The organism is Vibrio neonatus, assembly GCF_024346975.1.
Classification (GTDB): Bacteria; Pseudomonadota; Gammaproteobacteria; order Enterobacterales; family Vibrionaceae; genus Vibrio; species Vibrio neonatus.
The window spans coordinates 354,793-371,617 of the sequence record NZ_AP024885.1; the positions used below are offsets into that span (position 1 = coordinate 354,793).

At 42.9% G+C, this 16,825-nt stretch carries 22 protein-coding genes; 12 read left to right on the forward strand and 10 right to left on the reverse strand.

Features of this window, described 5'->3' with window-relative positions; all coding sequences use genetic code 11:
- Positions 1-2 precede the first annotated feature (2 nt).
- Genes ptsN through OCU38_RS01755 form a run of 9 tightly spaced genes read right to left on the reverse strand, consistent with a single transcriptional unit; the run spans position 3 to position 6,543 of the window.
- Complete coding sequence (gene ptsN / locus OCU38_RS01715) at positions 3-470, reverse strand: PTS IIA-like nitrogen regulatory protein PtsN (protein ID WP_261823527.1); 468 nt, start codon at positions 468-470, stop codon at positions 3-5.
- A 2-nt stretch (positions 471-472) separates the two neighbouring features.
- Complete coding sequence (hpf, locus tag OCU38_RS01720) at positions 473-760, reverse strand: ribosome hibernation promoting factor (protein WP_023402571.1); 288 nt, start codon at positions 758-760, stop codon at positions 473-475.
- 21 nt (positions 761-781) lie between these two features.
- Positions 782-2,233 (reverse strand): RNA polymerase factor sigma-54, encoded by a 1,452-nt coding sequence (locus OCU38_RS01725; protein ID WP_261823528.1) that lies wholly within the window; start codon positions 2,231-2,233, stop codon positions 782-784.
- 27 nt (positions 2,234-2,260) lie between these two features.
- Positions 2,261-2,986, reverse strand: coding sequence for an LPS export ABC transporter ATP-binding protein (gene lptB, locus OCU38_RS01730; protein WP_021712403.1), 726 nt, complete (start codon positions 2,984-2,986; stop codon positions 2,261-2,263).
- Positions 2,987-2,993: 7 nt separating this feature from the next.
- Positions 2,994-3,491 carry a lipopolysaccharide transport periplasmic protein LptA gene (gene lptA, locus OCU38_RS01735; protein ID WP_261823529.1) on the reverse strand — a complete coding sequence of 166 codons (498 nt, stop codon included), beginning with the start codon at positions 3,489-3,491 and terminating at the stop codon, positions 2,994-2,996.
- The gene (lptC, locus tag OCU38_RS01740) at positions 3,472-4,035 is read right to left on the reverse strand and encodes an LPS export ABC transporter periplasmic protein LptC (protein WP_261823530.1); all 564 of its coding nucleotides are present in this window, start codon (positions 4,033-4,035) and stop codon (positions 3,472-3,474) included. Before lptC ends, lptA begins: the two co-directional genes overlap by 20 nt.
- Positions 4,032-4,589, reverse strand: coding sequence for a 3-deoxy-manno-octulosonate-8-phosphatase KdsC (gene kdsC / locus OCU38_RS01745; RefSeq protein ID WP_261823531.1), 558 nt, complete (start codon positions 4,587-4,589; stop codon positions 4,032-4,034). The genes lptC and kdsC overlap by 4 nt, the downstream gene beginning before the upstream one ends.
- A 3-nt stretch (positions 4,590-4,592) precedes the next feature.
- Positions 4,593-5,567 carry an arabinose-5-phosphate isomerase KdsD gene (gene kdsD, locus OCU38_RS01750; protein WP_261823532.1) on the reverse strand — a complete coding sequence of 325 codons (975 nt, stop codon included), beginning with the start codon at positions 5,565-5,567 and terminating at the stop codon, positions 4,593-4,595.
- Between the two features lie 10 nt (positions 5,568-5,577).
- On the reverse strand, positions 5,578-6,543 hold the full coding sequence (locus OCU38_RS01755; protein WP_261823533.1) for a calcium/sodium antiporter: 966 nt from the start codon (positions 6,541-6,543) through the stop codon (positions 5,578-5,580).
- A 189-nt stretch (positions 6,544-6,732) separates the two neighbouring features.
- Here OCU38_RS01755 and mlaF point away from each other — a divergent pair, with 189 nt between their 5' ends.
- The 8 genes from mlaF (at position 6,733) to OCU38_RS01795 (ending at position 12,304) form a co-directional block, all read left to right on the forward strand.
- A complete protein-coding gene (mlaF, locus tag OCU38_RS01760) occupies positions 6,733-7,536 on the forward strand; it encodes a phospholipid ABC transporter ATP-binding protein MlaF (RefSeq protein ID WP_261823534.1) in 804 nt (267 codons plus the stop codon).
- On the forward strand, positions 7,533-8,324 hold the full coding sequence (gene mlaE, locus OCU38_RS01765) for a lipid asymmetry maintenance ABC transporter permease subunit MlaE (RefSeq protein ID WP_261823535.1): 792 nt from the start codon (positions 7,533-7,535) through the stop codon (positions 8,322-8,324). Before mlaF ends, mlaE begins: the two co-directional genes overlap by 4 nt.
- A 2-nt stretch (positions 8,325-8,326) precedes the next feature.
- Positions 8,327-8,806: an outer membrane lipid asymmetry maintenance protein MlaD gene (mlaD, locus tag OCU38_RS01770; protein ID WP_023402580.1), complete on the forward strand. Its 480-nt coding sequence runs from the start codon at positions 8,327-8,329 to the stop codon at positions 8,804-8,806.
- A 2-nt stretch (positions 8,807-8,808) separates the two neighbouring features.
- Positions 8,809-9,450: a phospholipid-binding protein MlaC gene (gene mlaC / locus OCU38_RS01775; protein ID WP_261823536.1), complete on the forward strand. Its 642-nt coding sequence runs from the start codon at positions 8,809-8,811 to the stop codon at positions 9,448-9,450.
- Positions 9,447-9,782 (forward strand): STAS domain-containing protein, encoded by a 336-nt coding sequence (locus OCU38_RS01780; protein WP_261823537.1) that lies wholly within the window; start codon positions 9,447-9,449, stop codon positions 9,780-9,782. The genes mlaC and OCU38_RS01780 overlap by 4 nt, the downstream gene beginning before the upstream one ends.
- Positions 9,775-10,029 (forward strand): BolA family iron metabolism protein IbaG, encoded by a 255-nt coding sequence (ibaG, locus tag OCU38_RS01785; protein WP_023402583.1) that lies wholly within the window; start codon positions 9,775-9,777, stop codon positions 10,027-10,029. The genes OCU38_RS01780 and ibaG overlap by 8 nt, the downstream gene beginning before the upstream one ends.
- A 9-nt stretch (positions 10,030-10,038) precedes the next feature.
- Positions 10,039-11,310 carry a UDP-N-acetylglucosamine 1-carboxyvinyltransferase gene (murA, locus tag OCU38_RS01790; RefSeq protein ID WP_261823538.1) on the forward strand — a complete coding sequence of 424 codons (1,272 nt, stop codon included), beginning with the start codon at positions 10,039-10,041 and terminating at the stop codon, positions 11,308-11,310.
- A gap of 250 nt (positions 11,311-11,560) precedes the next feature.
- Positions 11,561-12,304 (forward strand): 1-acylglycerol-3-phosphate O-acyltransferase, encoded by a 744-nt coding sequence (locus OCU38_RS01795; protein WP_261823539.1) that lies wholly within the window; start codon positions 11,561-11,563, stop codon positions 12,302-12,304.
- A 238-nt stretch (positions 12,305-12,542) separates the two neighbouring features.
- On the opposite strand, the gene tolC is transcribed toward OCU38_RS01795, so the two are convergent.
- Positions 12,543-13,859, reverse strand: coding sequence for an outer membrane channel protein TolC (gene tolC / locus OCU38_RS01800; protein WP_261823540.1), 1,317 nt, complete (start codon positions 13,857-13,859; stop codon positions 12,543-12,545).
- Between the two features lie 268 nt (positions 13,860-14,127).
- Here tolC and nudF point away from each other — a divergent pair, with 268 nt between their 5' ends.
- Genes nudF through yqiA form a run of 4 tightly spaced genes read left to right on the forward strand, consistent with a single transcriptional unit; the run spans position 14,128 to position 16,632 of the window.
- Positions 14,128-14,766: an ADP-ribose diphosphatase gene (gene nudF / locus OCU38_RS01805; protein ID WP_261823541.1), complete on the forward strand. Its 639-nt coding sequence runs from the start codon at positions 14,128-14,130 to the stop codon at positions 14,764-14,766.
- Complete coding sequence (locus tag OCU38_RS01810; protein WP_152821345.1) at positions 14,745-15,185, forward strand: DUF1249 family protein; 441 nt, start codon at positions 14,745-14,747, stop codon at positions 15,183-15,185. The genes nudF and OCU38_RS01810 overlap by 22 nt, the downstream gene beginning before the upstream one ends.
- A gap of 34 nt (positions 15,186-15,219) precedes the next feature.
- Positions 15,220-16,038 (forward strand): 3',5'-cyclic-AMP phosphodiesterase, encoded by an 819-nt coding sequence (cpdA, locus tag OCU38_RS01815; RefSeq protein WP_261823542.1) that lies wholly within the window; start codon positions 15,220-15,222, stop codon positions 16,036-16,038.
- Positions 16,039-16,632, forward strand: a complete 594-nt coding sequence (gene yqiA, locus OCU38_RS01820) for an esterase YqiA (RefSeq protein WP_261823543.1) — start codon at positions 16,039-16,041, stop codon at positions 16,630-16,632.
- Positions 16,633-16,825 lie beyond the last annotated feature (193 nt).

The following is a 16,825-nucleotide window of genomic DNA, read 5'->3' on the forward strand; positions in this document are numbered from 1 at the left end:
TTTTATCCCTTTGGACACTCAATCGATTCTGCAACCATTATTTCAAACAGCTCTTCATCAGATTTTGCATGACGAAGCTGTTTAAGCACTTTTTTGTCATTCAGGCGTTCCGCCATACAAGACAGTGTTTTTAAATGTTCTTTGCATTGATTCTCTGGAACTAACAGCGCAAATAACAAATCAACCGGACGATTGTCGATAGCGTCAAATTCAATGGCTTCGTCACATTGTAATAGGACTGCAATCGCTTGGTCTGAATTACTCATTCGAGCATGCGGAATGGCGATACCGTTGCCAATTCCTGTGCTGCCTAGTTTTTCTCTGCCGAGCATACATTCAAATAGATCCGTAGAATCTTGGCCTGAATGGGTTGCTGCAATTTGGCTAATAAGCTCTAGGGCGCGCTTCTTACTAGTACAATGGACTGCACTTTTGGTGCAGTCCAAAGACAATACTTGATTAATTTGCATGGTTAATGACTACTTAGCTTCTCTTTATGCTTGGTCAGCTGGCGAACCAGTTTATCGACTAATGCGTCGATGGCTGCATACATATTTTCTTCTTCAGCGGTGGCGTGAATGTCGCCTTGGCTTACATGTAGCGTAGCTTCCGCAATATGGTTAACTTTTTCAAGTTTTAAAATAACTTGAACGTTATTAATGTGTTCAAAGAAACGCTCGAGTTTCTGAAACTTAGTATCAACGTACTCTTGAAGTGACTCTGTAAGTTCTACATGGTGACCAGTGATATTAATTTGCATAAGCGTTCCTTCTGTTAATGCCTAAACTAGGCGTTTTCGTTGACTAGAGGGGGCGATACCTAATGATTCGCGGTATTTCGCCACTGTGCGTCTTGCAACTTTTACCTCTTGTTCAGCGAGTAGAGCGGTAATTTTATTATCGCTCAATGGTTTAGCTGTGTTCTCTTCTGCGACCAATTTTTTGATCAGTGCACGAATCGCAGTAGAGGACTTATCTTCTCCATCATTGTTACTAACATGACTGGAGAAAAAATATTTTAGTTCAAAAATACCGCGTGGTGTGTGCATATATTTCTGAGTTGTGACGCGTGATATAGTCGATTCATGCATATCAATCGCTTCGGCTACATCATTTAAAATCATCGGTTGCATTGCCTCAGCGCCTTTTTCGAAGAACTCTTGCTGAGTTTCAACAATGCATCTGGCGACTTTCAGCAAGGTATCACTGCGGCTTTCAAGGCTTTTGATTAACCACTTTGCTTCTTGTAGTTGATCTTTAATGTATTGGCTATCACTGCTGTTTGCCCCAGTAATCGTGGCATACTGCTGGTTGACCTCAAGTTTTGGCATATCGGTATTATTGAGAAAGACCGTCCATTTGCCGTTCACTTTTATCACATTAATATCGGGCACAACGTATTCAATATCACTGTTGCCAATCTGACTACCCGGTCGCGGATCTAACTGCTGGATAAGCTGCAATATAGCGATTAAATCGCTTTCTTTGAGCTTAGTTTCTTTAATGATTAATTTGTAGTCGCGATTAGCTAAATGTTCGATATGATTTTTTAAAATCTCACAAGCTTGCTGTTTGCGTGGCGTGTCATCAGGAAGGGCATACAGTTGCAACAATAGACATTCTTGTAAATTGCGAGAGCCAACACCAAGGGGTTCAAATTGCTGAATACGTTTGAGAACTGCAACTGTTTCATCTTCTTCGACATCGGGAAGGGATAAGCTGGCGGTAATTTCAGCGGTGGAAAGCGTTAAGAAACCTTGATCGTCAATGGCATCAATGATGGCAATCGCAATCGCATGATCGGTCTCAGAAAACGGAGTGAGTTCTAACTGCCACAGTAAGTGATCAAAAAGACTGGTTTGAGTTTCGCCTTGATAGATAGGCAATTCATCATCAAGAGCCACACCAGTATTGCCTGAATTGGAGCTGTACACGTCCTCCCAAGAGGTGTCGACAGCAAGTTCGTCACCAATGGAGTTAGAGGCCATTAATTCAGAACTGTCTTGTGCGCTCGGTTCAGTGCTTTCTTGTTGGTTGTTTTCTTTTGTTGATTCGGGTTTTTCTTCCGATTGACTGGTCTCTTCGGAAACTTGCAACAGGGGATTAGAGTCTAATGCTTGCTGAATCTCTTGTTGAAGCTCAAAACTAGACAACTGCAATAAGCGTATGGCTTGTTGCAGTTGTGGGGTCATGGCAAGGTGTTGACCAAACTTAAGTTGTAATGCTGCTTTCATAATTATGAGTCGCCTGCAGTGGGCCGTCTAGAGACGGAACTGTTCACCGAGGTAAACTTTCTTAACCTGTTCGTTGCTAAGCACTTGCTCGGGCGTACCTTCGGCAATTAAGTGTCCTTGGCTTACGATGTATGCTCGCTCACATACGTCCAGGGTTTCGCGCACATTGTGGTCAGTGATAAGTACCCCTAAACCACGGTCTCTTAGATGTTCAATGATCTTTTTGATATCGATAACCGATATCGGGTCGACACCGGCAAAAGGTTCATCCAGCAGAATAAACTGCGGATTGGCAGCCAATGCACGTGCGATTTCCACACGACGACGTTCACCACCAGAGAGAGCCATACCGTTGCTTTTACGAATGTGTTGAATGTTGAATTCGTCTAATAGCTCTTCAAGCTTTTCATCTCGTTCTTGTTTTGAGATTTCATTGCGAGTTTGCAGTACCGCGTAAATATTATCTTCAACAGAGAGCTTTCTAAATATAGACGCTTCTTGTGGAAGATAGCCAATACCCATTCGAGAACGGCTGTGCATTGGTAGAATACTGATATCCTGATCATCAATCAGAATTCGTCCTTCGTCACGAGCAACTAATCCCACAATCATGTAAAAAGAGGTGGTTTTGCCTGCGCCATTTGGCCCTAGTAGACCTACGATCTGCCCCGATTCTACTTGCAGGCTTACGTCTGCAACCACTTTGCGGTTTTTATAGCTTTTCGCTAGGTGTTCAGCTTTCAATACTGCCATAGGTCGACTATTTATTCTCTTTTGGTTGAGGTTGTAGCACGGTTGATACTCGAGAGCCTTTACCACCCTCAGCGATCATTTTCTCGGTGGTGATGTGGTAGATAATTCGTTGGCCGTTGATAGTGCTGTCATCTTGAGCCAGCATCGCCTGTTTGATCATAGTTAATTGATCTTGAGACATATCGTAATACAGCTCTTGTGCATGACCGTGGATAGTTTTGCCATCGTCGGTTTTTTGAGAGAACTTAGCGAGCTTTCCATAAGCTTCAATTTTCTTTATGGCACCGTCGCTAGGGTTACGATAGACAATGACCTTATCCCCTTTCACATTGATACTGCCTTGGCGCATTTTTACGTCACCAATAAAAGTAACCTTGTTACTCTTCATATCAAGTTGTTGACTGTCAGAGTCGATGTACACCGGTTGCTCTGAGTCGGTAGAGAGCGCATAAACTGAAGGAGACAGTAATATTCCCAGTAAAAGACTAAGGCTTAGCTTTTTCATAGATCCCTTTTACATGATTGAACAAGACGGCTTCATTTTTATCCAAATTTCCCTGCATGGCTTGACCAATATTGAGAAATTGAGGTCCTTTTAGAGTCACTTGGACGTCGGAACTAAAGTCTTTGCTGTCTAGCTCAATTGTCATTTTATCTGTAGTTAATGTTTCAAAGCTGGCGCCAGGGAGTAAATTGGTCGCGATGACATTTCCGGCTAACGTCAGTTGATGATTCTTATCTAAAACGGCGGTATCTGAAACCACTTGCCACTCTTCGACTGTCCCATCACGATACACATACATTATGAGGTTATCAAATAGGGTATCGCCACTGGTTGCGTAGTGATCCAGTTTTTCGGAACTGATTTTGTAGCTACGAATACCGTCAAGATCATAAGTGGTGTTAGTCACTTGGCGTCCGGTAAACATAGGTAATTCAGTGCTAGGTTCAACCTGAATAACCTCTTGTTCTTGATTTATCAGTAGATAATAACCGGATATACAGATAATACCGATTAACACTATCTGAAAAATGCGAGAACCCGTCATATACTCAGACCTTTATGTTGCTCTAATTCTCCGCGAGCTTGCAAAATAAGATCGCACACTTCGCGGACTGCGCCATGACCACCTTTAATTTTGGTGACATAGTTAGCTCGTTGTACCAACAGTGGGTGTCCGTCGTTGACGCACACTTTTAATGCGACTTTTTCCATGACTGGCCAATCGATGAGATCATCACCGATGTAACCTGTGTGTTCAGGTAAAATGCCTAACTTATTGATAATGTCATGGTAGGCTTTAATTTTATCGTCTTGACCTTGATAGATGAGCGTTATGCCCAAACCGCGCATACGATTTTCGACGATTTGCGAGCGACGTCCAGTTACGATAGCGATTTCGATGCCGGCGTTCATCAGTGATTTTATGCCGTAGCCATCACGTGTATGGAAGGTTTTGAGTTCTTCGCCAGCATTGCCCATGTAGACAAGACCGTCAGAGAATACGCCATCGACATCACAAATAAGCAGTTTAATTTCTTTTGCTATAGCAAAAACAGGCTTTGAAACTGGACCGTATAGAGAATCGACCATTTCATTCATGAATTACATTACTCCTGCTTTTAAAAGGTCATGCATGTTGAGGGCGCCGACCAGTTTATCATTTTCACATAGCAATAGGGCAGTGATACTGCGCTCTTGCATCATATTCAATCCTTCTACAGCCAACAGAGATGGCGATGCGTAGCTTGGATTTTTTGACATCACATCACCAATAACGGTGCAGTGAATGTCGATTCTTTTATCGAGAAGACGTCTTAAATCACCATCGGTGAAGATACCTAAGATTTTATCTGCATCATCGACAATGGCGGTCATCCCTAGGCCTTTCTCGCTTATCTCAATCAAAGCATCTTTGATCAAAGCATCCGCTTTAACTTTAGGAACATCTGTACCAGTATGCATAATGTTTTCTAGTTTTAGTAGTAACTTACGCCCTAAGGCTCCGCCAGGGTGAGACAGCGCAAAGTCTTCGGCGGTAAAGCCACGTGCTTGCATCAAAGCCATTGCCAGAGCATCTCCCATCACTAAGGTGGCCGTGGTGCTGCTTGTTGGTGCTAACTCAATTGGACATGCCTCATGAGGTACCGCGATACATAGGTGGACATCCGCCAGTTTTGCCATGTTGGAGTTTGGCTTGCCGGTCATGCTGATGATTTGAACATTAAGGCGTTTTAACACAGGAAAAAGAGAAAGGATCTCTTGTGACTCACCAGAGTTTGAAATAGCCAGAACAATATCGTCTGGCGCAATCATGCCTAAATCACCGTGAGCGGCTTCACCAGGGTGGACAAAAAAAGCTGACGTACCAGTGCTGGCTAAAGTAGCGGCAATTTTATTGCCGATGTGACCAGATTTACCCATTCCCATCACCACGACTTTGCCATGTTTATTCGCAAGAATAGTGTCGCAGGCTTGGTCAAAATCACGATTAAAATATTGAGACAGCTGTGTGAGTCCCGCTATTTCCGTGTTGAGGACATTTTGCGCCGCTTTTTGGTAGTCAAATTTTACTGTCATGTGAATATCCTTACGCACCTACATTGAAAAAGAGATAGCTTTGGTAGGCAACAAATATAGCAAAGAGTATCCCACCTTCTATTCGGGTGATCTTTTTCGATTTACCTAGCGCCATAATGACTAATAAAACGGAAACGCCTAGCATGACCCAAAAGTCACGATTCATGGCATTTTCGTTGAGCAGTGAAGGGTGCAATAACCCCGGAATGCCCATAACCGCCAGTATATTAAAGACGTTGGAGCCAATAATATTACCCACCGCCATATCATCTTCGCCTTTCATGACCCCAGCTAATGAGGCCGCCAACTCTGGCAAACTAGTACCGATGGCAATGATGGTCAGTCCAATAACGAGATCGCTCATGCCAAAGTACTTGGCGATGTACACGGCATTATTGACTAATAGGTTTGCCGCCAGTGGCAGTAAGATAAGACCTACCACAATCCAAAAAATGGCTTTTTTGTTCTCGACGCCGTCAGGGACTTCAGATTCTTGCTCACTGAGCATGCTATCGCCAACGTGTTTTTCTGTTCGAGAAATGTGTAGCATCGCCAGAATGAACGCGACAAACAGGACGACAAGTAACACACCTTCGGTGAAGCCAAGATAGTGATCCCACATGATGCCACCGGCAATTAGGGTGACACCTATCATGAGTGGCAGCTCGCGTCGCAATATACCTGAGCTTACGATTAAAGGCTTAACCAGTGCGGTGATACCCAAAATAAGCGCTATGTTGGCAATGTTTGAACCTAATACATTACCGACAGCGGTATCCGTTCGACCGTCTAAGGCGGCAGTTGCAGAAACCATCATTTCTGGAGCAGAAGAGCCCATGGCAAGAATGGTCATACCGATGACAAGGGGAGATATTCCGAAATTTCTAGCTAATGCTGCTGAACCGAATACCAGTTTATCGGCACTCCAAACCAGCATGATTAAACCAACGACAAGTAGACAAATCGCTACGATCATTTGTGTGCTCTTTATTAATTGGTACGAGTTAAACAGTGATTTTGACGTTAAGCTGTCAAAAAGGGAAGATTTTAGACGAATTATTTACACACAAGTCTGATAAAATTCCTATGATTAAGTCGACCAACTGCCTGATATATTCAACTTTTTTGATATTGGACGGTTTTCAGGTCACAACAAGGAGTGTTGATGCTCGAAGCTAAAAGCAAAATTACATTAGATAAGGTGACATTTTCTCGGGGTTCTAGGGTGGTTTTTGACGACATTAGCTTGTCGATTCCACAAGGTAAAATTACCGCGATTATGGGGCCTTCGGGTATAGGAAAAACTACCTTACTCAAACTTATCGCAGGGCAAATTCCGCCAGATAGCGGTGATATATGGTTTGAGCAACAGAACATTCCCGAGCTTAGCCGTGGTGAGCTTTATCAAGTTCGCAAGAAAATGAGCATGCTATTTCAATCCGGGGCGCTGTTTACTGATCTTAATGTTTTCGACAATGTCGCGTTCCCAATTCGCGAGCACACTCAGCTATCGGAATCTTTTATTCGCACTATTGTGCTATTGAAGCTAGAAGCGGTAGGTTTGCGAGGTGCGGCCCAGTTAATGCCTAGTGAGTTATCCGGAGGCATGACCCGAAGAGTAGCGTTGGCACGAGCCATTGCTTTAGACCCAGATGTCGTGATGTATGATGAGCCTTTTGTGGGGCAAGACCCGATCACTATGGGGGTGTTGGTTGAACTGATTAAAAAGTTAAACCAAGCGTTAGGCGTAACGTCGATTGTAGTGTCGCATGATGTGCCTGAGTTAATGAGCATTGCAGATTATGTGTATTTGATTGCGGATAAAAAGGTGATTGCGAGCGGTGAGCCAGCCGATATTGAACAAAGCCAAGATCCGCGAGTACAACAGTTTTTACATGGCAGCGCGGATGGTGCAGTGCCGTTTGCATTTCCATCAGCACCATTAGAAAGGGATTTATTTCAACGATGATATCTTGGGCTATCAATAAAGTTGCCGATATAGGCGCATCAGGGATCAGAGTTACCCGCTCTTTTGGGCGAGCAACCTTGATGCTGTTTGGTGCTCTGGTGGCTAAACCGCAGCCAATGAAAAACATACCGCTATTGTTTAAGCAGCTCTATTCTGTAGGCGCTCAATCGCTAGTAATTACTTTGGTTTCAGGTTTATTCATCGGTATGGTGCTGAGTTTGCAAGGCTATGTCGTGCTGGTGGACTATGGCGCAGAAGGCAGTTTAGGGCAAATGGTCGCACTTTCTTTGCTACGTGAGTTAGGCCCTGTAGTTACCGCATTACTGTTTGCTGGTCGAGCAGGTTCTGCCTTAACCGCTGAAATAGGATTGATGAAAGCCACCGAACAACTTTCAAGTTTGGAAATGATGGCGGTTGACCCATTAAAACGCATTATTAGCCCTAGATTTTGGGCGGGCGTTATTTCTATGCCGTTACTGACGATGATTTTTATCGCGGTGGGTATTTTAGGTGGACACATTGTTGGCGTGGATTGGAAAGGAATCGATCACGGCAGTTTTTGGTCTGCAATGCAGTCGTCGGTAGAGCTAGGACGAGATATCGGTAATAGCTTAATTAAATCATTGGTGTTTGCCATAACTATAGTTTGGATAGCGCTGTTTAATGGTTATGATGCTGTCCCTACCTCAGAAGGTATCAGTCAAGCAACGACTCGCACCGTAGTGCATTCTTCTCTAGCTGTATTAGGGCTAGATTTTGTTTTAACCGCATTAATGTTTGGAAGTTAAGTATGAATCAATCAAGGAAGTTAGAATTGTGGGTTGGTAGTTTTATCATCTTAGGCATTGTAGCGGTGATGTTTATGATATTTAAAGTGGCTGATGTAAAGTCGCTAGGAAGCCAAGATAGTTATAAACTTAAAGCATCTTTCGATAATATAGGCAGCCTAAAAGTACGTTCCCCAGTAAAAGTAGGTGGAGTAGTGGTCGGTCGAGTATCGGATATTACGCTCGATACTGAATACTTTACGCCAGTGGTCACTTTGACTATTGAAGAGCGTTTTGGTCACTTTCCAGATACTTCAAGTGCGCATATCTTAACTTCTGGTTTAATTGGTGAGCAATATATTAGCTTAATACCGGGTTTTATGGACGATGACGCTGAGATACTCAAGGATGGCGATCTGATAGAAGATACCAAGTCAGCCTTGGTGCTGGAAGATTTGATCGGGCAGTTTATGTACAGCGTAGGCGATAATTCAGGGAAATAACCATGAAAATTATGACAAGACTTATCTTATTGATGGCGATGTTGTCTTCCTCAATTGTATGGGGTGACACTGTGGATAAAACCCAGCCTTATCAGATGATGGAAATAGTGGGCAGTCGTACTTTTGATAGACTCAAAAACGAACAAGCTCAGCTGAGAGAGTCTCCAGAACAGTTAAAAGTGGTGGTTGAAGAAGAGCTAATGCCTTACGTCAACGATCGTTACGCAGGGCTTAAAGTATTAGGTAATTACCTAAGAAAAGCTGATAAGGGTGAAGTGGCTGACTTTTTGGTCGCATTTAGAGAGTACTTAGTGACCGCTTATGCGCAGGTGTTAACTCAGTATAAAGATCAAGAGATCAAATACACTCCGCCGCGTAATCTTCGCGATGATCAGCGTATCGTGTCTATCCCTGTTGAAATCATGCAGGCTAATCGACCGGCGATAAAATTAGAGTTTAAGTGGCGAAAAAACAAAAAAACCAATGAGTGGCAAGCGTTTGATATGGTGGCAGAAGGTGTCAGTCTGTTATCAAGCAAACAATCAGAGTGGGGCGGCAAAATACGTAAAGATGGCCTGCCAGCCGTCACTCATGAGTTAGCGACTTTAGCGAAAACGCCAATCCATTATGACTCTGCTAAATGATGAGTGATAAAGCGGTTTGGCACATGATTGATGATCAGCATGTCACACTAAGTGGTATGCTCAATCGAAACAATATTCCGCAGCTATGGCAGCAAATCGCGCAGTGGCAGCCAAAGGTTGAACGACTAGAACTCGACCTAAGTGCTGTATTAAGTACAGATTCTGCGGCAATGGCGCTGATTCTGCACATAATTGACCATGCAAAAAATTGTGACTGCCATATAATGTTGCGATCTGTACCTAATAAACTGCTTACTTTGTTTGAAGTGAGCAATGCAATGCCGTTATTGGTAGAGCACATAGAAATCGAAATTGAGGGTGAAAGTGGATAGTACACAAGTTAAAGAACTGCTCGACGAAGCGTTGCAGCTAGCAGAGATTCATGTAAAAGGAGAGGGCAGTCATTTTGAAGTGATTGCTGTTGATGCTTCTTTTGAAGGAATGAGCCGTGTTAAGAAGCAGCAGTTTATTTATGCGCCGCTTACGGACTACATTCAACGCAACGAAATTCACGCACTATCAATAAAAGCTTTTACTCCCGAGGAGTGGCAGCGTGATAAAAAACTAATGTCGCTTTAAGGACTAATAATGGAAAAATTTCGAGTAACTGGCTCTTCAGCGCCTTTAAGCGGTGAAGTGTTAATTTCTGGCGCAAAAAATGCGGCTTTACCTATTTTATTTTCGGCTATTTTGGCGGAAGAACCTGTTGTTTTACACAACGTACCAAAACTACGTGACATTAATACTAGCCTAGCTTTGTTACAACAATTAGGTGTTAAAGCATCTCGTGATGGAGATACTACCACTTTGCTAGTTGATGCTTCAGGCATCAATGAATACTGCGCACCTTATGAGTTAGTTAAAACCATGCGTGCATCTATTTGGGCATTAGGTCCTTTGGTGGCAAGATTTGGTGAAGGTCAAGTCAGCCTACCGGGTGGCTGTGCTATCGGTGCTCGCCCTGTTGATTTGCACATTCAAGGCCTAGAAAGCCTTGGCGCAAACATCACCATTGAAGATGGCTATGTAAAAGCAAAAGTGGATGGTCGCTTGCAAGGCGCGCACATTATCATGGATAAAGTCAGTGTTGGCGCAACCATTACTATCATGAGTGCAGCAGCATTAGCCGAAGGCACCACAATTTTAGACAACGCTGCTCGTGAGCCAGAAATTGTTGATACCGCGGATTTCTTGATTGCCCTTGGCGCAAAAATTACCGGCGCTGGTACTGATACCATCACAATTGAAGGCGTTGAACGTCTTGCTGGTGGTGAGCATACGGTTGTTCCCGATCGCATCGAAACCGGCACTTTCTTAGTGGCGGCGGCTGTTTCTGGCGGTAAAGTGGTATGTCATAACACTCGTGCTAACTTGCTAGAAGCGGTATTAGCTAAGCTAGAAGAAGCGGGCGCTAAGATTGAAACGGGCGAAGATTGGATTTCTGCGGACATGACCGGCGACAGAGAGCTAAAAGCGATTACTGTTCGCACTGCGCCATACCCGGGTTTCCCAACCGACATGCAAGCGCAATTTACTTTGCTAAATATGATGGCAAAAGGCGGCGGCGTAATCACAGAAACTATCTTTGAAAATCGTTTCATGCACGTTCCTGAATTGCAACGCATGGGCGCAAAAGCGGAGATTGAAGGTCACACGGTTATCTGTGGTGATAGCGAAGGTTTAAGTGGCACACAAGTGATGGCGACTGACCTACGTGCTTCTGCAAGTCTTGTTATTGCAGGTTGCATTGCTAGTGGTGAGACGATTGTTGATCGCATTTACCATATCGATAGAGGCTATGACCGAATTGAGCATAAACTGAGCCTGCTTGGTGCTAATATTGAAAGGTTTAGTGACTAATCACATTTAGATTCTATTAAAAACCGAAACCTTGTGGTTTCGGTTTTTTTATTTGATAGACTGTTAGCTTCTGACTTTCTTTGTCCAGCAAGCCTGAGCTATGAAAGAGAAAATAAGAGACTTAGTGAAAAGCTAGGCTTTATACAATAACAGTCTCGAAGAGCATTCTATCAATCACTTAATTACTGCGATTGGTATTACTATCGGGAATGACAATTAAACAGCGAAGGTTATCGCTAGGAATTACATAATGATTGCTTTACTGCGCATGTTTTTGGTCTTAATTTTTGCCATATTGATGTTTGTATTTGGCTGTGGCTATTGCCTATTTAGCCCAAGAAATCCAAAGCACGTATTTACCTTTGGTCGCTACTTTGGTGCAATGCACCGCGTATTTGGTATCAAGCTAGAGCTTAGACTCCCAGAAGATGCTTATAAGCGAGGCCAAGCAACTTATATTGCCAACCATCAAAACTCTTGGGATTTATTTACCGTATCTTCTGCCGTTACGCCAAATGTTGTGACTGTAGGTAAGAAGAGCTTATTGTGGCTGCCTTTATTTGGTCAATTATACTGGTTAACAGGTAACATCCTAATTGATCGTGCCAACCGCTCTAAAGCCAAAGGAACTATCGATCAAGTGGTCGATAAAATGAAGCAAACGCGTTTATCTGTGTGGATGTTTCCCGAAGGCACACGTTCTCGCGGTCGAGGCTTATTGCCATTTAAAACAGGGGCTTTTCATACCGCAATTGGTGCGGAAACACCGATCATTCCTATTGTTTGTAGCACCACACAAGACAAGATAAAACTGAACCGTTGGAACAACGGACATGTGATTATCGAAATGTTACCTCCAGTGGATACCTCTGAGTACAACAAATCAAATGTCCGTAAGTTAGCTGAAGTTTGCCGAAACCAAATGGAAGAGAAGCTGAAAAGTTTGGACGAAGAAGTGGATGCAAGAAACGCCGCTGATGGTGTAAAAAACTAAACACTGCGTTTGAGGTAAGATTAATCACGTTAAGTAAATAGCCAACAATCGAGTATGTAAACAAGCTAGCTAGCTTGTTGGATTATTCCTAATAGCTTGTTGGGTAAGGCTATTTACTTATAGGTTATTAATAGATTGGTAGCACCTTCTATAAATGTATCACCAAGATAAAATGTAGACATAAAAAAGGCTAGTCAGTGATGACTAGCCTTTTTCGTAATTGTTGTACTAAAGCTGATTAAGAGTTTTTAGACGCTACTGGTGCAGGTTGCAAGCCATCGTTGATATCTAAGATATCTTGCTCGCTTAATGTACCTACTGCTTCTTTTAATTGCAGTACGCTGATGATGTAGTTGTAACGAGCATCAGATAGGTTACGTTTTGCTTCAAACACTCGACGAGTGAAGTCTAAAACGTCAACTACTGTACGTGAACCAACTTCATAGCCTGTTTCAACTGCAGATAGTGCAGATTCCGCAGAAATTAGAGATTGCTCAAATGCGCGGATAGAACCTATGGTTGCATCAATGTTGTTGTTAGATGCACGTACTGTTTTAACTACAGAGCGGTAAGAGGCTTCTAAGTCTTCACTCACTGCCACATAGTCATACTCAGCTTGTTTTACCTGAGAGCTAACATTGCCACCGGTATATAGTGGTACAGAAAGGTTAATGCCTAGGTTGTATTTAGTGTCATCAACATTAGTATCGCTGATTTTACCATTACCGTAGCCAGCATCAGCATTGAAGGTCAGCGATGGTAGGTGACCAGAGCTTGCTAAGCGGATGTTGTCTCTTGCGATATCTTGATTGATACGAGCAGCCAGCAAGCTAAGGTTTTCTTCCTGAGCTTGTTCTACAAGTGCATCGTTCGTTTTATCTGATTTAGAAGCAGAGAAACGTTTGATATCTAGAATATCTAGGTTTTGGTGACCCGTACCTGTGATTTCACGTAGTGATTCATAGCTGTTTACTAAAGCGTTTTTCGCGCTTACTTCTTCAGCCAGTACGCTATCGTATTCAGCTTGAGCTTCATGCACGTTAGTGATTGCAGATAGGCCAACGTCAAAACGTTGTTTTTCTTGATCGAGTTGTCGTTCAACAGCGCTTTTCTCGGCTTGAACGAACTCTAAACTGTCCTTTGCTCGTAACACTTCAAAATACGCTGTAGCGGTACGCAGGATGAGATCTTGTTGTTTAGCCGCATAAGCAGAGTCTGCTTGGCGTGCTTTCTTCTCTGTGGTTTCAAGAGTAACCCAGCTTGAACGTTGGTAAAGCTCTTGGCTTAAGCCAATGCCTGCTTGAAAAGCATTAGTCTTTGCCCCAGTGTAGCCTTCACCATAGTCATAAGAAGCGGTTAGGTTAATTTGAGGAAGCAAGGAACTGCGTGATGAGGTAATTGCTTCAAAAGCTGCGTCGCGTTGAGCCGCTGAACGTAGCAGTTGAGGATCACTCTTTTTCGCTTGATTATAAACATCAGCTAGATTTTCTGCACTGGCTGATAAAGACAGACCACACAGAGAAGCTGAGATAAAGATGGACAGCGCTTTCTTCATTGTCGTAACTCTTCCTGCTACTTAAAATTTATATTTGGTTGATTAGAATATAGGTATTGATTTGAATTTGAACTGTTTTTACACAATTTTACACAGCATCCTATACAGTATCGTACAGGGTACTACAAAAACCAATATTAAGGCTATTGTTACATGTTTTTGTTAAAAAAACACAGTTCATTATCTATTCAGGTAGTATTAATCTTATACATGACGATAGCTCACGACCTGAAAATTGCTTGTCATTCATCCAGTAAAGAGAATGCTTATGTTTAACCCTAGCTCCTACCCTACATTTCACAATAAAGATGTTGAAATTATTGAAAAAAAGACTTTGTTTAAGGGCTTTTTCTGTCTAACTCAAGTGAAATTTCGTCATCGACTGTTTGCTGGGGGCTGGAGTGCTGAGATAGAACGAGAGCTGTTTGAACGTGGACATGCTGTGGCAATGTTGCCTTACGATCCTGTTACGGATCAATTGGTGATGGTGGAACAGATTCGGGTTGGCGCACTCGGTGATAAAAGGCCGTGGCAGTTAGAGATAGTGGCAGGAATGCTAGATAAAGAGGGTGAAGACCCAATAGATGTGGCTAAGCGAGAGTCCGTTGAAGAGGCTGGTCTAGCGGTAAAAGCCATTCAACACATCAGTGGTTATTACCCTTCGGCAGGGGGCTGCTCTGAACGTCTAGAATTATATGTTGGGCAGATAGAAGCACCGCTATCGGGTGGTGTTTTTGGCTTAGAATCGGAAGGTGAAGATATTCGCGTACATGTTCTGGGCAGAGAAGAGGCTTACCAATTAGTGAAAAATGGTACAATCGAGAACGCAGCATCTATCATAACGATTCAGTGGTTGATGTTGAATCATCAACAACTGAGAAAACAATGGTTAACCCAAGAAAAGTAAATTCTGAATATCATGTTGATTTTGCAGGCCTTATGCGTTTGTATGAGACCAATTATGCTAAATTAAATGCCTTGCTTCCTCGCCCTGCAGTGGTGGGAGATAAGCGAACGTATCAAGTGCAAGATCAAGTTTACCAGATTAATATTTTGGAAATTACACGCTATACCACCTTGGTGAACGTTTATCAGTGTGATATACATCCCATTTTTCCACTTCCAAGCATGACGGTACGTCTATATCACGATGCAAGGGTTGCAGAAGTATGTGCAAGTGAAAAAATGAGAATAGTGAATGCACGCCATGATTATCCAAATAAGAAAATGGTGCAAAAAGACGAAAAGCACCAGCTAAATAAATTTCTTGGAGATTGGCTGACATTTTGCTTAAAAATGGGAATTAGTAGAGAGCCCCTGTTATGAGCTCAGCGTATAAATAATATTGGAAAGACTGATTGTGGAACCGCATATAGTTGTGACGGAAGAAACCGTCCAATTACTACAAATTACAGACACGCACTTATTCGCTGATGACGAAGGGTGTTTGCTAAGTGTGAATACTGGATTGAGTTTTCAAGCCGTAGTGGATGATATTGCCGCGCACAACCTACCTTTTGATGCCATTATCGCTACCGGTGACATATCTCAAGATCATTCAGTCGCCTCTTATAAGCGCTTTGCAAACGGCATCAAACAATTGCTGAAACCTTGTTATTGGCTACCGGGTAATCACGATCTGCAGGCGAATATGGGCAAAGTCTTGCCTTCTGAGCAAATCAATGAAGTCTCGCATGTATTTGCTGGAGACTATTGGCAGTTGATTATGCTTAACAGCCAAGTTGAAGGTTTACCCCATGGCTACCTTGAGCAGCATGAGCTTGATCTGCTTGATGAGAAATTGAGCCAACATCCAGAACGACATACCTTAGTATTACTACACCATAATTCACTGCCTATTGGCAGTACTTGGCTTGATCAGCATAAACTACAAAAAGCCGACCAATTCTGGAATGTCATAGAAAAACACAACAATGTACGCGCGGTATTGGGCGGACATGTGCATCAAGATTTTGAACAAGATTGCAATGGCGTCAAAGTCATCGCAACCCCTTCAACTTGTATCCAGTTTAAGGCCAATACCCATGAGTTTGCTTTAGATTCGCTACCTCCGGGTTGGCGTCATCTACAGTTACATAAAGATGGGCGTTTAGAGTCTCAATTGCATCGTCTTGATGAGGGCTGTTTTGTCCCTGATTTTGATGCGCAAGGCTATTAAATGACTGCGCACAATAAACCCTCTTTATTGCTTTATTTGCATGGCTTCAATAGTTCTCCTCAGTCGCATAAAGCGCAACTAATGAGAGAGTTTTGTCAAAACCACAGACCGGACATTCGTTTTGTATCTCCGCAGCTGCCTGTGTATCCAGAGCCATGTATACAAAGTCTGCGCACCTTATGCGATGAACTCAGTGCAGAATATCAAGTGGGCTTAGTCGGAAGCTCGATGGGGGGCTATCTATCCACTTGGCTCAATAAAGAATACGGCTTTAAAGCTGCGTTAATTAATCCTGCAGCAAAACCTTTTGAGTTGCTACAAGATTATTTAGGCCCGCAGCTAAACCCTTATACCGAAGAAGAGTACATTCTAAAGCAGGAACATGTTGAGCAACTAAGAGCCATTGATGTTCCAGTCATTAGCCAAACTGCAGATTTTTGGCTGTTGCAACAAAAAGGGGATGAAGTCCTCGATTATCGACAAGCTGTAGATAAATTTATAGGGTGCAAACAGACCGTAGAAGAAGACGGCGATCATAGTTTTATAGGGTTTGAGCGCTACCCAAGCGCGATAGTGGAGTTTCTTCAACTCTAATGTAAACCTTACGCTACAATTCATGATGTTTGCTTGATAACTGCACAATTGTCATGCTTTTTTATCTGGAAGTGAGTGTGAACTTGACATAACCGCCACTGCGCCAGACTATGTAAAGCATTCAAGTTGTATCACGGTTAATTAACGACCAGAATCAATTCATCTGCCATTGCCGTTTTAACAATTTTAAGCA

Coding starts and splice junctions, on each gene's coding strand:
- ptsN (WP_261823527.1), bottom strand. CDS start 470: ATGCAAATTAATCAAGTATTGTCTTTGGACTGCACCAAAAGTGCAGTC.
- hpf (WP_023402571.1), bottom strand. CDS start 760: ATGCAAATTAATATCACTGGTCACCATGTAGAACTTACAGAGTCACTT.
- OCU38_RS01725 (WP_261823528.1), bottom strand. CDS start 2,233: ATGAAAGCAGCATTACAACTTAAGTTTGGTCAACACCTTGCCATGACC.
- lptB (WP_021712403.1), bottom strand. CDS start 2,986: ATGGCAGTATTGAAAGCTGAACACCTAGCGAAAAGCTATAAAAACCGC.
- lptA (WP_261823529.1), bottom strand. CDS start 3,491: ATGAAAAAGCTAAGCCTTAGTCTTTTACTGGGAATATTACTGTCTCCT.
- lptC (WP_261823530.1), bottom strand. CDS start 4,035: ATGACGGGTTCTCGCATTTTTCAGATAGTGTTAATCGGTATTATCTGT.
- kdsC (WP_261823531.1), bottom strand. CDS start 4,589: ATGAATGAAATGGTCGATTCTCTATACGGTCCAGTTTCAAAGCCTGTT.
- kdsD (WP_261823532.1), bottom strand. CDS start 5,567: ATGACAGTAAAATTTGACTACCAAAAAGCGGCGCAAAATGTCCTCAAC.
- OCU38_RS01755 (WP_261823533.1), bottom strand. CDS start 6,543: ATGATCGTAGCGATTTGTCTACTTGTCGTTGGTTTAATCATGCTGGTT.
- mlaF (WP_261823534.1), top strand. CDS start 6,733: ATGCTCGAAGCTAAAAGCAAAATTACATTAGATAAGGTGACATTTTCT.
- mlaE (WP_261823535.1), top strand. CDS start 7,533: ATGATATCTTGGGCTATCAATAAAGTTGCCGATATAGGCGCATCAGGG.
- mlaD (WP_023402580.1), top strand. CDS start 8,327: ATGAATCAATCAAGGAAGTTAGAATTGTGGGTTGGTAGTTTTATCATC.
- mlaC (WP_261823536.1), top strand. CDS start 8,809: ATGAAAATTATGACAAGACTTATCTTATTGATGGCGATGTTGTCTTCC.
- OCU38_RS01780 (WP_261823537.1), top strand. CDS start 9,447: ATGATGAGTGATAAAGCGGTTTGGCACATGATTGATGATCAGCATGTC.
- murA (WP_261823538.1), top strand. CDS start 10,039: ATGGAAAAATTTCGAGTAACTGGCTCTTCAGCGCCTTTAAGCGGTGAA.
- OCU38_RS01795 (WP_261823539.1), top strand. CDS start 11,561: ATGATTGCTTTACTGCGCATGTTTTTGGTCTTAATTTTTGCCATATTG.
- tolC (WP_261823540.1), bottom strand. CDS start 13,859: ATGAAGAAAGCGCTGTCCATCTTTATCTCAGCTTCTCTGTGTGGTCTG.
- nudF (WP_261823541.1), top strand. CDS start 14,128: ATGTTTAACCCTAGCTCCTACCCTACATTTCACAATAAAGATGTTGAA.
- OCU38_RS01810 (WP_152821345.1), top strand. CDS start 14,745: ATGGTTAACCCAAGAAAAGTAAATTCTGAATATCATGTTGATTTTGCA.
- yqiA (WP_261823543.1), top strand. CDS start 16,039: ATGACTGCGCACAATAAACCCTCTTTATTGCTTTATTTGCATGGCTTC.